General features: G+C 59.5%; 17 protein-coding genes. 10 read left to right on the plus strand and 7 right to left on the minus strand.

Annotated elements, in window-relative coordinates; genetic code table 11:
• Positions 1-3 precede the first annotated feature (3 nt).
• The 7 genes from K0F85_RS26935 to K0F85_RS26965 all read right to left on the minus strand — a co-directional run bounded on the left by K0F85_RS26935 (position 4) and on the right by K0F85_RS26965 (position 5,843).
• On the minus strand, positions 4-822 hold the full coding sequence (locus K0F85_RS26935) for a hypothetical protein (protein ID WP_219118905.1): 819 nt from the start codon (positions 820-822) through the stop codon (positions 4-6).
• Positions 823-1,216: 394 nt separating this feature from the next.
• Complete coding sequence (locus tag K0F85_RS26940) at positions 1,217-2,416, minus strand: alpha/beta hydrolase-fold protein (RefSeq protein ID WP_219118906.1); 1,200 nt, start codon at positions 2,414-2,416, stop codon at positions 1,217-1,219.
• Between the two features lie 194 nt (positions 2,417-2,610).
• On the minus strand, positions 2,611-3,303 hold the full coding sequence (locus K0F85_RS26945) for a hypothetical protein (protein ID WP_219118907.1): 693 nt from the start codon (positions 3,301-3,303) through the stop codon (positions 2,611-2,613).
• Positions 3,304-3,427: 124 nt separating this feature from the next.
• A complete protein-coding gene (locus K0F85_RS26950) occupies positions 3,428-3,826 on the minus strand; it encodes a hypothetical protein (protein ID WP_219118908.1) in 399 nt (132 codons plus the stop codon).
• A gap of 303 nt (positions 3,827-4,129) precedes the next feature.
• Positions 4,130-4,792 (minus strand): DUF799 domain-containing protein, encoded by a 663-nt coding sequence (locus K0F85_RS26955; protein WP_219118909.1) that lies wholly within the window; start codon positions 4,790-4,792, stop codon positions 4,130-4,132.
• The gene (locus K0F85_RS26960; protein ID WP_257638192.1) at positions 4,789-5,160 is read right to left on the minus strand and encodes a DUF4810 domain-containing protein; all 372 of its coding nucleotides are present in this window, start codon (positions 5,158-5,160) and stop codon (positions 4,789-4,791) included. Before K0F85_RS26960 ends, K0F85_RS26955 begins: the two co-directional genes overlap by 4 nt.
• Positions 5,161-5,168: 8 nt before the next feature.
• Positions 5,169-5,843: a CsgG/HfaB family protein gene (locus tag K0F85_RS26965; protein ID WP_219118910.1), complete on the minus strand. Its 675-nt coding sequence runs from the start codon at positions 5,841-5,843 to the stop codon at positions 5,169-5,171.
• A gap of 571 nt (positions 5,844-6,414) precedes the next feature.
• Between K0F85_RS26965 and atpD the strand changes: the two genes are divergently transcribed.
• The 10 genes from atpD (at position 6,415) to K0F85_RS27015 (ending at position 14,406) form a co-directional block, all read left to right on the plus strand.
• Positions 6,415-7,875: a F0F1 ATP synthase subunit beta gene (gene atpD, locus K0F85_RS26970; RefSeq protein ID WP_219118911.1), complete on the plus strand. Its 1,461-nt coding sequence runs from the start codon at positions 6,415-6,417 to the stop codon at positions 7,873-7,875.
• On the plus strand, positions 7,853-8,254 hold the full coding sequence (locus K0F85_RS26975; RefSeq protein WP_219118912.1) for a F0F1 ATP synthase subunit epsilon: 402 nt from the start codon (positions 7,853-7,855) through the stop codon (positions 8,252-8,254). The genes atpD and K0F85_RS26975 overlap by 23 nt, the downstream gene beginning before the upstream one ends.
• Positions 8,247-8,600 (plus strand): AtpZ/AtpI family protein, encoded by a 354-nt coding sequence (locus K0F85_RS26980; RefSeq protein ID WP_219118913.1) that lies wholly within the window; start codon positions 8,247-8,249, stop codon positions 8,598-8,600. The genes K0F85_RS26975 and K0F85_RS26980 overlap by 8 nt, the downstream gene beginning before the upstream one ends.
• 4 nt (positions 8,601-8,604) lie before the next feature.
• A complete protein-coding gene (locus K0F85_RS26985; protein ID WP_219118914.1) occupies positions 8,605-8,907 on the plus strand; it encodes an ATP synthase subunit I in 303 nt (100 codons plus the stop codon).
• Positions 8,891-9,592 carry a F0F1 ATP synthase subunit A gene (locus K0F85_RS26990; RefSeq protein WP_219118915.1) on the plus strand — a complete coding sequence of 234 codons (702 nt, stop codon included), beginning with the start codon at positions 8,891-8,893 and terminating at the stop codon, positions 9,590-9,592. The genes K0F85_RS26985 and K0F85_RS26990 overlap by 17 nt, the downstream gene beginning before the upstream one ends.
• A gap of 22 nt (positions 9,593-9,614) precedes the next feature.
• Positions 9,615-9,896 (plus strand): F0F1 ATP synthase subunit C, encoded by a 282-nt coding sequence (locus tag K0F85_RS26995; RefSeq protein WP_219118916.1) that lies wholly within the window; start codon positions 9,615-9,617, stop codon positions 9,894-9,896.
• A 3-nt stretch (positions 9,897-9,899) separates the two neighbouring features.
• A complete protein-coding gene (locus K0F85_RS27000; protein ID WP_219118917.1) occupies positions 9,900-10,757 on the plus strand; it encodes a F0F1 ATP synthase subunit B in 858 nt (285 codons plus the stop codon).
• A complete protein-coding gene (locus K0F85_RS27005; RefSeq protein ID WP_219118918.1) occupies positions 10,754-12,322 on the plus strand; it encodes an alternate F1F0 ATPase, F1 subunit alpha in 1,569 nt (522 codons plus the stop codon). Before K0F85_RS27000 ends, K0F85_RS27005 begins: the two co-directional genes overlap by 4 nt.
• Complete coding sequence (locus K0F85_RS27010; RefSeq protein ID WP_219118919.1) at positions 12,319-13,206, plus strand: F0F1 ATP synthase subunit gamma; 888 nt, start codon at positions 12,319-12,321, stop codon at positions 13,204-13,206. Before K0F85_RS27005 ends, K0F85_RS27010 begins: the two co-directional genes overlap by 4 nt.
• Before the next feature lie 213 nt (positions 13,207-13,419).
• The gene (locus K0F85_RS27015; protein ID WP_219118920.1) at positions 13,420-14,406 is read left to right on the plus strand and encodes a LysR family transcriptional regulator; all 987 of its coding nucleotides are present in this window, start codon (positions 13,420-13,422) and stop codon (positions 14,404-14,406) included.
• Positions 14,407-14,444: the final 38 nt, after the last annotated feature.

The raw sequence follows: 14,444 nt of genomic DNA on the forward strand, positions 1-14,444 counted from the left end.
ACCTCAAATCATGCTGGTAGGGACAGCCCTCGTAAAGACGGCCCTGCTTTGACGCTTACGCTTGTTGTACTCGCGCCAGAAGTTTTCTCGCTGAGCGGACGTGAAACTAACTGAAGGAACTTTGGAAGAAACTCCCCCCTCAGTTGTGATGTAGTCTGAGAATTTCCCAATCTTTGCAAGTGTCTTTGTGTGGATGATGTTCTTGAAGTCGTTTTTGTACTTGACTTCAATCTTGTCGCCACTCTTTGACCAATACACAGATCCATGCAGATGGATGATGTTGAGTTGAGGCACTCCATAATTGCTCCGCTCAAAAATACCGGTCTGGCATTGGAACGTGTTGAAGTTCTTTGCATGAAGATGCTTGCAATGAAATCCTGATGTTCCATCGTTCACCACGAAATCATGCGAACCCTTCATGAGGATGTTGTCGGCACTATGAGCCAGGCATCCGTCATAGTTGGTCGTGAAAATATTGATTTTGCGGTTCAGGTCTTTTCTTCGGTCAAGCAAGCCTAGCAAGGTCTTCAAGAAAACTTCGTAGTTTTCAAGATTAATTTTCCCTTTTGCCGTTGTGATATTTGCGGGGTTGAAGGTCTGCACGGGCAGGATGCACATGTTGTAGTAGTGCATGAAGAGCGCGGTCTTCTTGTCAGGATTGTTCTCGTACCTCGTGGCAAGCGTCTCCACGGTTTCCCATTCCTCCTTGGCGTTCTTGATTGCCAAGCCCAATGTCGGAAACAAGTCGGCTGAAGCTCCAGAGCCAATGAGAATGTTAATATTTTTGTTGTATGCGTCCAGCGGTTCGATTGACTCAAACATCTCTTCTCCAATTATTGCGAAGTGGAAATTCCGGCTTCCACCTGTGGCGTCCGTCAGGAGGCTTCCCAGCATATTTTATGGGCGGCTCCGTTCTAGCAGGCAGCGGGCTACATTGACTTCCCCATTTTTTGTCTTCTGGTGCTCTCATCCTCGCAACAGCCCCCCCCCAGCTTGTCTACGGTCAAGGCTCCCGACAAGCAGTAAAGGAATCATAGAAATCGACACTTGCTCTTCCTGGACATCAACTTGAACTCATCAAGCAGTTACCTCAAACACCATGGACAGAGTGACAGTTCATCACTGACTGCGTCCAACGACCGCTTCTGGCCGAAGTCGGCCACGTTACTCTGCTAACCCCAGGTCAACGTTCTTGGGGTCATGCCGCCTCAAACGATTATTTCCCGCTCAGCAGCGCGCCGAGCTTGTCCCGAGTTTCCTTCATGTCACCCAGGCTCAGCCCTTTCCTGAAGCTTTCAACGGCTTTTGGCTTGTCGCCCATGGCGGAATATAGATCGCCCAGGCAGTCGTAGGTATTGGGATCATTTGGATAGTATTGCTCCAGTTGCTGGAAAAAGTAGGCGGCTCGCTCATATTGTTTGCGATTCAAGAAGGCATATCCGTTCTTGACCAGCTCAGCACTGTTCGGTTGGATGCGATAGCCCATCTTTTTCGCCAGCGCCTGATAATGCACGGTATAGCGCTGTACCACGTCAAAGCCGGGATTGTCTACCTGGCTTCTATAGAATTTCAACCGGTAGTTATCGAAAATGAATCGCAAGGCATCATACTCCGCCGGTAGCGTCAGGGAACTGTGTGAATCGTCCGGATAATACTGTTGCCCCAGGCGCAAAGCCGTACCTTTGTGTTTGGAAAAATCATCGATCAGTTCGAGATTGGCCCGAATCAGCTCGGTGTCGCTGCTTTTATCCTTGCGCACCTGCTGGAGACTGGGTTTGGTTTCCAGATGATTGGCCATGGCAATGAACAGGGTCTTGCCTTCGTAGGACGGCTGGCCCAGCACGTTTTTTGCCTCTTTAACAATATGATGTTTATTCCACCAGAGCGCGCCTTCCAGCGAGATATAGCTGTTAAACAGTTGCGGACGATGCACCAGAGTATGCACCACAGTCAAACCGCCCACGGAGTGCCCGACAAATGTGCGATACGGTGCACTACGGAACTTCGCGTCAACATGGGGGATCAGCTCTTTCTCTATATAGTCGAGAAATTGCTCCCCCTTGCCTTCGGAGTCCGGAAATTCCATATCCTTGCCGAAGGTAAGCTCAGCCAGCCTGTCGTCCTGCAGGATGCCAACGACAATCATCTTGGGCATCAGGTTTTCGCCGCTCAGGTGTTCGATCACCGCTACCAGTGCTTGAAATTGATCCTTCCCATCCAGCACATAAATCACCGGATAACGTTCGGCGCCATCGGCCTTGTAGCCTTCGGGTAGATGAACCCATATCGTGCGCTCGGCCTTCAGGATGGCGGAGGGAATCGTTTGGGTAAAACCGATCGTCAAAGGACGAGGTTCTTGTGTGTTACCGGTACAGGAAAAGAACAGTAGTGCAATGGACAGCAGTATTTTCTTCATCGGGTTCCACGGGATTGGATAGAAGGGACGTTCGCGCGGCAACCAATTGAAGCAAATAAACATGAAGCGCAAAGATTTACTAAGTTTGCCTTATTTGCACTAGTCCTGCAATGTGTCTTGCGCTCGCCAATGTCGGCTCCTGGGCCGGTTGCAGATGAATATAAACGACTGGTGACGAAATCCTGTACTGAAAACTATGAATATAGCAATGTGGCCAAGATAAAATAGCTAACCAGCAGGATGCCCGGGAGCTGAAGCCAGGAAAATTCATATCTGAATCGAAAACGGCGTTTTGGCATTTTCTGCGTCAACGATTTCGGCGGAACGATTTGCGGTGGCCATGCAAAGGGAGCAATCCCATCCACAGGTGGCCAGGATTCAAAACGATAAGCGTAAGCATCAAAGTTCGTTCTATTAAACCGGTTCTGTTCTTGAACTGCTTGATTGAAGGCAACCTCGCCAGGGGATGCGACATCCTCTCCGTCTGCATGGAAATAGCCTTCGCTTTCCTTCGCCAGTATTGCCATCGAGAGTATTTGCATGGCAGCAGTGGACTCGTTTCTTCCTGCGGCCGTCCTGGAGATCATCGTATAGCTGTAGATACCGACGCCTCTTGGCGGCCACAGCATGCTGCGAGGTTCTTTCTTTCCTCTTTTTTGTACGCCAAATTCAAACGCAATCAGCAAGGGGGTTGCGGGTTCCAGACGCAGGAATTCAGCTGGCGTCTTAGTAACGCGTAGATAAAGGACTTGCTCTGCCGAAGACTTTGTCAACGTTAGGTCCGGATGCAGTTGCACATCAAAGCCAAGATTTGCGAATGCCTCAATGAACCGCACCTCCAGGCCATCGGTTTTTTTGCCAAGGAAAGCTGAAATATTAAGACTCATCGTCGGGACCGAATGTAGCCATGAATGGTGATTTACTGTTGGAAATGGGACGGGCGGTACAGAATCGTAACGTCTTCTCTTGGCCGGTTACCATCGTTGCCAGGTTCCGCCCCAAAGCGGTCCTTCAACTGCTGAGTAAAGACGTGATTTCTCGCCACCTGATACTGTGCGGGAGCTCGTTACCGTGCAAGAACGCGGTGAAATATTGAGTAACCAACGGAGCTGATAGCCATTCGTCGGCTCGAAGCCTTACCTGGCCGCCGCTGAAGGCGAGGATAGTACCATCTGGATGTATGCCGCTCGGCGTCTCAAGATACGCGCGGAAGTGCTTTCCATCAACTACAGTACGTTTTTCAAGTAGGCAGGTAAGGCCACCTCCTGCCACTTGAAGATAATCCCCAAGCTCATCTGTCAACGACGCAAAAGATGATGGGCCATATGAGCGCAATTTCGCAATCTGTGAACTTACTTGACTAGCTGTTGGGTCTTGTTTCGGCTGCTTTTTCTCGACTTCGAATAACACATCATATCCTTGGAAAACTAGCTGATGTAAATGACTGTTTCTGGCCGGTAGCACGTATATCAGAACGCTAACCCATCTGACAACTAGTATCAGGTCAAGTGTCAGCTACTACCCCTTAATTAGCATAGTCATCGTTTGCTCACCCTTCAGGCTCTGCCCGGACTCACGCAAAACAGCGCCGGACGACGAGTCCGCCAGTTCCTTTGGCGCTGCTCATCACTGCAAACGATGCGGCATCGCTCGCCTGCTACTGCCGCACAGGCCCTGGCAGATGCAGGGCCTGTGCGGCAGTTTAGCGGACGCTTACTGCGCCAGGTAGCGTTCCGAACGTGGGCCGTACAGCAAGCCGTTCGGCACGCCGGCCGACAGCAGCCGCGCATTCGCCGTGCCGGCGATAGGATGGCTGGCATCGGTGCTGGTGTTGATGATCTGCTTGACTGCCGCCGTCACCAGCGCGCCGATCAGGCCGCCGCCACCGCTATTGTTGCCTTCGTTGCTGGAAGCGCTGGCCGCGCCCTGCCACAGCAAGGTGCCCGTCTTCAGGTCGACCAGCTTGGCATCGACCGAGACCACCGTCACGCTGTCGATCACGGCGTAGGTCGTGCCGTACTTGGAGATCGTCACGTACAGGCCCGCATCGGCGCCAAAGATCTCGTTGAGCTTTTTCGCATCGACACCGTGGATATCGGCGGCATTCGTCAAGCCGTTCTGCTTGAAGGTTTCACCGACGACGGCCACCGGCAGCACGTAGTAGCCCGCTTCGGCCAGCGGATAGGTCACTTGCGCATAGACGCTGTTGCCCGCATTGACTTCAGGCGAGTTGTTCAATGGCGGCAAGACCACGATGGAACGTGGCTTGGCCGCCTTGAAGGCGGTGTAATCGTATGCCGCCTGCTTGGTGGCGCAGCCGACCATGAAGATGGCGGGACCGAGGCACAGGGCCATTTTCAACATGCGCGACATCATAATTTCTCGCCTTTTTTCAATTTACCCAACAGGAAGTCCATGTACGGCGTCGATTCCGGGAAAAGTTTTTTCTCGTCTTCGAACTGCGCTTCGACCTGCTCCGGCTTGCCGGCGATCGAGTACAGCATGCCCAGGTGGGCATGGAAACCCGGCGGCGCGTGATTGCCCTTGGCAGCGATCACTTGCAAGTCTTTTTCCATGGCGGCCATCTGCTGCTCGGGACTTTCGCCCTTCAGGTATTCGTACACCTGCGGCTGGTAGCCTTCCCATTGGTACAGGGTCTTCGATTGCGTGGCGCAACCGGTCAGTGCGGCACAGGCGAGCAGGGCCAGCAGGGCAGCGCCCTTGTTCATCATTGTCTGTTTCATGGGATACCTTATTGTTTGCGCATTGCGCCCGCTTCGACGCCAGCGACCAGGCGCTCTACCGCTTCGCGCATGGCCAGGTCGAGTACCTTGCCGTTAAGGGTGGCGTCATAGCTGGCGGTGCCGCCAAAACCCAGCACTTCGCGGTTCGACAGACTGTATTCACCAGCGCCCGAGCTCGAAAACACAACTTCCGAGGTGGCGATGTTGACGACGTTCAGCGTGACTTTGGCATACGCCACTTGCGTCTTGCCGCGGCCCATGATGCCGAACAATTGCTTGTCGCCTACTTCCTTGCGGCCGAATTCGGTCACGTCGCCGGTCACGACGAAGTCCGCGCCCTTGATGTTCTGGCCCTGCTTCTTGAAATCTGCTTCCTGCTTGAGCTCAGCCATATTGTCGCGGTCGAGAACGTTGAAACGGTTGGACGTCTGCAGGTGCGAAATCAGAATCGTTTTCGACTGGCTGCCCAGGCGGTCGACGCCATCGGAAAAGATGCCGCGCATGAAGTTCGAGCGGTTGTCGAACTTACCGACAGCGATCAGGGTGCGTGGACCAACATAGGGACGGGCTGCGCTAGCAACCGTGGGGACAGCCAGGGCTTGCGACGATTCGGAAGCACAGCCAGCCAGGGCCGCGCCAATCAGCGCTGCAATCAACAACGCGCCGGGTTTATTCTTGTTCATAGTGCCCTTAAAAGATGGAGGATCAAGGATGTCCTTGCAACAATTAACTTTGAGCAAGTTACTTTCCTTAATGCAATTATATGTTATTGCATCTCTCGCAATTCTCTCCAAAAGTCACGACGCCCGCCGCGCGTGAAAACAAGAGCGAAAACGGCGCGCACACTGTGCGCTTTTCCGCCGCGAATGCCGTCGCTGCCGGCACAAGGCGACGCCGATTCAAACGTGCGACTGGCATGGCGCATTGCGGCGCATACTGAATCGTGCATCGAGACAGGCCGCGCCAGCGGTGAGTGTCAGTGTGCAGGGCAGCGCAACAGGCGCTCCACCGTCATCGGCTGCAGCCCTCTCTCCATCGCCAGCCAACCCAAGGAGCAATCAGATGAAAGCCGTCCAGAAGCCACCCATGAAGCCCGCCCCTCTCCCTTCGCCTGCGCCCAAGCCCAAGGTCACGCCTGCCGCCGAAAGCCACACTGAGCACGCCCTGGACGAAGCGCTTGCCGAAAGTTTTCCGTCCAGCGATCCGGTTGCGGTGACCGTACCCAAACCATCGAACAGCCCCCTATGACGCGCCATGGATAAGGCTGCCCCGGCAGACGCCCTGCAAGGCAGCGTCATTGCCGTACGCGGCAGCGTCGTGGACGTGCGCTTCGCCACTGCCTTGCCGGCGATACACGCCATCTTGCACGCAGGCGCCGAGCGCCAGATCGTCGTCGAAGTCCTCACGCACCGCGATGCGCACAGCGTACGCTGCATTGCGCTGACGCCCACCCAGGGTCTCGCGCGGGGCATGGCCGTGCATGACAGCGGGCAGCCCTTGATGGCCCCGGTCGGCAAAGGCATCCTGTCGCGCATGTTCGACGTGTTCGGCCATACTATCGACCACCTGCCCGCACCCACCGGACTCACGTGGCGCTCCGTACACCGGGCGCCGCCCACCTTGCTCGAACGCAAGACGAGCTCGACCATGTTTGAGACCGGCATCAAGCTCATCGACGTGCTGTTGCCGCTCGAACGTGGCGGCAAGGCCGGCTTGTTCGGCGGCGCCGGCGTGGGCAAGACTGTGTTGCTGACTGAAATGATCCACAACATGATCGGCCATCAGCAGGGCGTCAGTATTTTTTGCGGCATCGGCGAGCGCTGCCGCGAGGGCCAGGAGCTGTATCAAGACATGAAAGAGGCCGGCGTATTGCCAAATATGGTGATGCTGTTCGGCCAGATGAACGAGCCGCCAGGCAGTCGGTTCCGGATCGGCCATGCGGCGCTGACGATGGCCGAGTATTTCCGCGACGACGAGCGGCGCGATGTGCTGCTGCTGATCGATAATATCTTCCGCTTCATCCAGGCCGGCTCGGAAGTCTCGGGATTGATGGGGCAAATGCCCTCCCGCATGGGCTACCAACCGACCATGGGCACCGAACTGGCCGCGCTCGAAGAGCGCATCGCCAACACCGACAACGGCGCCATCACGTCGATCCAGGCCGTCTACGTGCCGGCGGACGACTTCACCGATCCCGCCGCGATCCATACCTTTGCCCACCTGTCCGCCTCAATCGTGCTCTCGCGCAAGCGTGCCAGCGAAGGCCTGTTTCCCGCCATCGACCCGCTGCAGTCGAATTCCAAGATCGCCACGCCGGGCATCATTGGACTGCGCCACTACACGCTGGCGCAGGAGATACGCCGCACGCTGGCGCAGTATGCCGAACTGAAGGACATCATCGCCATGCTCGGCCTCGAACAACTGTCGCCGCAAGACCGTGCCCTGGTAGGACGGGCACGGCGGCTGGAACGCTTCCTGACGCAGCCTTTTTTCACCACCGAACAATTCACCGGCATCCAGGGAAAACTGGTAAGCCTGGAAGACGCCATCGATGGCTGCGAACGCATCTTGCGCGACGAGTTCAAGGATATGCCGGAAAGCGCCCTCTACATGATCGGCAAGATCGACGAAGCCAGGGAAAAAAAACACAACACGGAGCAGCCCCGCTCCACCGCCGACGCGGGAGGTCAGCATGCCAACGCCGATGCAGCTTAAAGTATTGCTGCCGTTTGCCGTCTTCATCGACGTCGCCGATGTCAGCCGCATCGTCGTCGAGACGCGCGCCGGGGCACTGGGACTGCTGCCGCGCCGTCTCGACTGCGCCAGCGCGCTGACGGCGGGCATCCTCAGTTACACCAGCGCCTCCCAGGGCGAGTGCAACATCGCGGTCGACCAGGGCGTGATGATCAAGACCGGTCGGCAGGTGCTGGTCTCGGTGCGGCGCGCTTTCGCCGGTGCCGACCTGGGCCAGCTGCGCGCCGCCATCGAACGGCAATTTCTCGCCCAGGACGAGCAGGAGCGCAAGCTGCGCAGTGTGCTGGCGGGACTGGAGGCGGGTTTCATGCATCAAATGGCGCAGTATCAGCATGGATGACGAGACAGAGCAACAGGGCACCCCGCCACCGGCTTCGGCGCCCGACTTCGCCGCCCGCATAGGCGCCAAGGCCGCGCGCAAGCGCAAGGCGCAGCGCCGTGATGACACCGGCCTCTGGTTCGGCCTGGGCATGATGGGCCTGATCGGCTGGTCGGTCGTGGTACCGACCCTGCTCGCCGCCGCACTGGGGCGGTGGATAGACGAAACCTACCCCGGCGGCCATTCGTGGGCCTTGGCCCTGCTGGTCGCCGGCCTGACGCTGGGCTGCATCAATGCCTGGTACTGGGTCGCGCAGCAGGACCGGGCCATGCGCGACGATGCAGCGACGGATGAACCGCCAGAATGAGAAGATGATGCACATATTGACATGGCTATTGACCGCGCTGGCCGGCGCCGCACTCGGTGTTTTTTTCTTTGGCGGCCTGTGGTGGACGGTGCGCGGCATGGTCGATTCCGGCCGTGGTGCCCTGTTCATGGCCGCCAGCCTGCTGCTGCGACTGGGCGTGACCGGCTATGGTTTCTATCTGGCCGCCGGCGGCCAGTGGCAAGGCTTGCTGGCCTGCCTGCTGGGCTTCCTGCTGGCGCGCAGCGCCGTGCTGCACCTGAGCGCCGCAAGCGCCCGCAAAGAGGCAAATCATGCACCTGAGTCCTGACCAAGTCATCTACTGGCAACTCGGTTTATTCAAGCTCAACGCGACCATCGCCTTTACCTGGGCCTTGATGCTCGTCCTGAGCCTCGGCGCCTGGCTAGTCACGCGCAAGCTCTCGCACGGCATGGCGCGCTCACGCTGGCAAAGCGGCCTCGAAATCGTCATCACGGCCATCGAAGGGCAACTGGTCGACGTCGGGCTGGACGAGCCACGCCGCTACATCGGTTTCCTCGGCACCTTGCTGCTGTTCGTTGCCGCCGCCAGCCTCTGCACCATCATTCCCGGCTATGAACCGCCCACCGGCTCACTCTCGACGACCACCGCGCTGGCCTTGTGCGTACTCGTCGCCGTGCCGCTGTTCGGCATAGCCGGACAGGGAGTCAGAGGCTATCTTGCCTCGTATATCGAGCCAACCTGGCTCATGCTGCCGTTTAACCTGATCAGCGAACTGTCGCGCACGCTCGCCCTGGCAGTGCGCCTTTTCGGCAACATGATGAGCGGCGCCATGATCGTCGCGATCCTGCTGACGATTACACCGTTCATCTTTCCCGTCCTGATGACCTTGCTCGGGCTGCTGACGGGTTTGGTGCAAGCGTATATTTTCTTCATCCTCGCCGCCGTCTACATCGCGGCGGCAACCCGGGTCCGCAAGCGGGCAGACGAAGATGCCGGGCCGACCGCAGCATGAACGCAACTTACAAGGAATCAGCATGGATAGCATGAGCATGATCGCAATCGCATCGATCGTCATGGCCGGCATCACCACCGGCTTTGGCACCATGGGCCCGGCACTGGCGGAAGGCCGCGCGGTCGCCACGGCCTTGAACGCGCTGGCCCAGCAACCAGACGCCTCGGCCACCATCACCCGGACGTTGTTCGTCGGTCTCGCCATGATCGAGTCGACGGCCATCTATTGCTTCGTGGTCTCCATGATCCTGATCTTCGCCAATCCGTTCTGGAACCACGTCATCGCCCAGGCTGCGGGGAAATAAACCATGCTGATCGATTGGTTCACCGTCGCCGCCCAGATGCTCAATTTCCTGATACTGGCGTGGCTGCTCAAGCGTTTCCTGTACCGGCCCGTGCTCGATGCCATCGACGCGCGCGAAAAAGCCACGGCTGCCACCGTCGCCGATGCCAACGCCAGGCAGGCGCAGGTGCAGAGCGAGCAAGCCGACCTGGCAAGCAAGCAGCGCGACTTCGATCAGCAGCGCGCGGCCATGCTGGCGCAAGCGAAGCAACAAGCCAAGGCAGAAGGCGAGCGCCTGCTCGAACTGGCCCGCACGCGGGCGGACACGCAGCGCGCCAACTACCAGAGCACCCTCGAGACCGACTACCAGCAACTGGGTGCCGATATCACGCGCCGCGCACGCGAGCAGGTACTCCTCATCGCGGGCAAGGCCCTCGCCGACCTGGCCGGCGCGACACTGGAACAAACGATGTGCGATATGTTCATGCGGCGCCTGATCGCGCTCGACGGCACGAGCAAGACAAGCATGGCCGACGCCATCAAGGCGGCGGGCGGCAAGGCGCAATGCAGCAGCAGCGCACCCCTGTCGCCACAGCAGCAACAAGCCCTGGCGGCGGCGCTCGACGACCTCTGCGCAGACAAGACCACGCTAACCTTCTCGACCGACGCACAGCTCATCTGCGGCATCGCCTTGACCGCGCATGGCTACAAGCTGGCATGGAATATCGACGACTACCTTGCCACACTGGGCGACAGCATAGGCGCGGCGGTGCATGCGCGCGCCCAGGCCAGCGCGCCAGCGCCTGTGCCGGCGGACGCAGACGTTGCAGCAGATGCTGACGCTGGCGCAGCAACGCCTGCGCCAGCGCCCGAGGCACCATGAGCGGCGGTTCCGGCATGCTCGGCGACACGCTCGATGCCGCATTTTCCGGCATCGCCCGGGCCGCCGGCGCCTTCAGCGCGCCCTTGGCGGTGCAGGAAGTGGGCTACATCATCAGTCTCTCCACCGGCATCGCCCAGGTCGCCGGTTTGCCCCATGCCGGCTACGATGAGCTGCTGGACTTTCCCGGCGGCGTGCAGGGCATCGCCTTCAATCTCGACGAAAGCGAGATCGGAGTCGTCCTGCTGGGGCCCTATGCCCATCTGCGGGCCGGCGACGAAGTGCGCCGTACTGGCAGGGTGATGGACGTGCTGGTGGGTGATGGCTTGCTCGGGCGCGTGATCAACCCCCTGGGCCACGCGCTGGACGGCGGCGCCGCGCTGTCTGGCGACGAGCGCCTGCCCATCGAGCGGCCCGCCACGGCGATCATGGACCGGGCGCCCGTCACCATCCCGCTGCAAACGGGCATCAAGGTGATCGACGCACTGGTGCCCATCGGCCGCGGCCAGCGTGAACTGATACTCGGCGATCGGCAAAGCGGCAAGACGGCCATCGCCATCGACACCATACTCAACCAGCATGACCAGGACGTGCTGTGCGTCTACTGCGCGATCGGCCAGCGCGCCTCGGCAGTGGCGAAGGTCATCGCCACCCTGCACGCCGGCGGCGCGATGGCCTACACGGTCGTGGTCGTCGCCGAGGGCAACGAGCCGCCTGGCCTGGCCTATATCGCGCCTTACGCCGCCACCAGCATCGCCGAACACTTCATGCAGGCAGGGCGCGACGTGCTGATCGTGTATGACGACCTGACCCAGCACGCGCGCGCCTACCGCGAACTGTCCTTGCTGCTGCGCCGTCCGCCCGGACGCGAAGCCTTCCCCGGCGATATTTTCTATATCCACTCGCGCCTGCTCGAACGCGCGACCCATCTGTGCGACAAGCTGGGCGGCGGCTCCCTGACCGCCCTGCCCGTCATTGAAACGGAAGGCCAGAACATTGCGGCCTACATTCCCACCAATCTGATCTCGATCACGGATGGCCAGCTCTACCTGTCGCCGACGCTGTTCGAACTGGGCGTGCTGCCCGCCGTCGACGTCGGCCGCTCGGTGTCGCGCGTGGGCGGCAAGGCCCAGCTGGCCGCCTACCGCGCCGTCGCGGGCGACCTCAAGCTCGCCTATGCCCAGTTTGAAGAACTCGAGAGTTTCGCCCGCTTTGGCGCCCATCTCGACGCCGACACGCAACAGCGGATCGAACACGGCCGCCGCATCCGCTCCTGCCTGAAGCAGGAACAGTCCTCGCCCATGCCGGTTGCGGCGCAGATCGCCATCCTGCTGGCACTGGGAGCGGGCCTGTTCGACAGCATTGCCCTGGAGCGAATGAAGGAGGCCGAGCAGGCCGTGAAGAAAGCCGCAGACAGCATCCCCGACGACGTCAGTGCCCGCTTCGCGAGCGCATCCAAGCTCAGTGAACAAGACCGGCAAGCCGTCATCGCGCTCGCGCAGGCAGCACTGGACGGCTTGTCCCAGGCGCCGGCCACAACGCCGGCCGAAACGGGGGCGACGCCATGAGCCAGACCGCTGCAAGCCTGCAGCGCAAGCTCGGTACGGCGGCCGATCTGCATGCGGTGGTGCGCACGATGAAGGCCATGGCTGCCTCGCGCATCGGCCAATACAAGGATGCCGTGCTTGCGCTCGACGCCTATTACCGCACCGTCGAACTGGGCCTGGCCCTGTGCCTGCGCCAGGACGGAGCGGCGCTACGCGCGCCGTCCACCGCGCCGCCGGCCACGGCGTCGACTGACGCCATCGTATTCGGCACCGACCAGGGCATGGTCGGTCAGTTCAACGATGCGATATACAACTATGCCATCGAGACACTGGAACCGATGGCCGGCCATAAAACGTTATGGCCCGTGGGCGCACGGATTGCGGCGCGCCTCGCCGGCGCGCCCTACGCATGTGCGCAAAGCTTCACGCTGCCAGCCTCGCCCCAGGCCATCGCGGCCCTGGTGGGCCAAATCCTGATTGCACTCGACGCGCGGCCCGATGGCGGGCGCGCCGCGCAGGTATTGCTATTGCACCATCGCCCACTCGAGGGCGGCAGGTTCGAACCGGCCTGTCAGCGCCTGTTACCGCTCGATGCCGCCTGGGCAGCCAAGGTGGCTGCGCTGCCATGGCCAGGCAAGGCCTTGCCGCAGCTTGCAGGCCCGACCCCGGCGACACTTTCGGCCTTCGTCCACGAATACTTGTTCGTCTCGCTTTTTCGCGCCTGCGCCGAATCGCAAGCGAGCGAAAATGCCAGCCGTCTCGTTGCCATGCAGCGCGCCGATACCAACATCGAACAATTGCATGACGAACTACTGCGCAGTTTTCACCGCCTGCGCCAGAGCGGCATCGACGCCGAACTGTTCGACCTCGTGGCCGGCTTCGAGGCGCTGGCGCCCAGCCGATGACGCCACCATAATGGCGGCAGCAACTTGGCCGTTCTCCTCTCTACTTCGACCACAAGCAAAAATTCCGGCGGCGCCGTTCCGAGTGGTTCAGCCAGCTTGAAATGACGCTTGATGAGCTGCCGACAAAGCTGATGACGTTCCTGCGTCGGTGTGGCATCATTGTTACATGAGAGCGCCGCGACATGCCTCGCGCGCCCAAAACAAGGAGACAAAATGCGTTTCAATCGCCTAGACCTCAACCTGCTTGTCGCGCTCGATGCCTTGCTCAACGAGAAGAGCATCACTCGGGCATCCGGTCGCCTGAACCTGAGCCAGTCGGCGACGAGCGGCGTACTGGCGCGCCTGCGCGATTATTTCAAGGATGATCTGCTCAAGCCCTCCGGGCGCAATCTGGTGCTCACGCCGCTCGCCCTCAGTCTGATAGAGCCGGTGCGGGACGTGTTGCTGCAGATACAGCGGACGATCGAGATCAAGCGGGAGTTTGATCCGGCGACCGCCGTGCGCGAATTCCGTATCGTCGCTTCCGATTTCGTGTCGACAGTCCTGCTGGGTGAACTCGGCCGCCGCATCGACGTCGAGACACCCGGCATTTCCATCGATATCTCTTTATCCTCCGCGATCTTCGCAGAACGACTGGAACGTGGCGAAGTCGATCTGGTGATCCTGCCGAGGAAGTACATGTCTGCTTCACAGCCCATGCAGATACTGTTTGAAGAAACCTATACCTGCGTCGTCTGGTCCGGCAACCAACTGGTCGGCGACAGACTCTCGCCGGAAGAATACATGAAGCTGGGTCATGTTTCTTCCCGTTTTGGCAACGCGCAAACGAGTTTCGAAGAGCACTTCCTGAAGGAGAATGGTTACGACCGCCGCATCGAGGTGTCGACGCCCAACTTCACAAGCCTGCCGCATTTTGTCATCGGCACCAACCGCATCGCAACGATGCACACCAGGCTGGCGCATATGCTGGCCCGCTACTACCCGATCCGACTGGTCGCACCGCCGATTGCGTTTCCCAAGATCGACATGTGCATGCAGTGGAACCGCTTTCTGGAGAACGATCCTTCCCACCAGTGGCTGCGTACGCTACTGACTGACATCGCAAGCGGTGAGCCTGGCAGCACGGACGCAACCGCGTCAAACGATGCGCTGCTTGCTGCCGAAGTGCATGCCCTGCCGCGCAGGTGCATGTCGGCCTGAGATGAGATCACCGCATGCCCTGCCGGCAGTTCAACCGG

Source organism: Janthinobacterium sp. UMAB-56 (genome assembly GCF_900095265.1).
GTDB lineage: Bacteria > Pseudomonadota > Gammaproteobacteria > Burkholderiales > Burkholderiaceae_D > Janthinobacterium.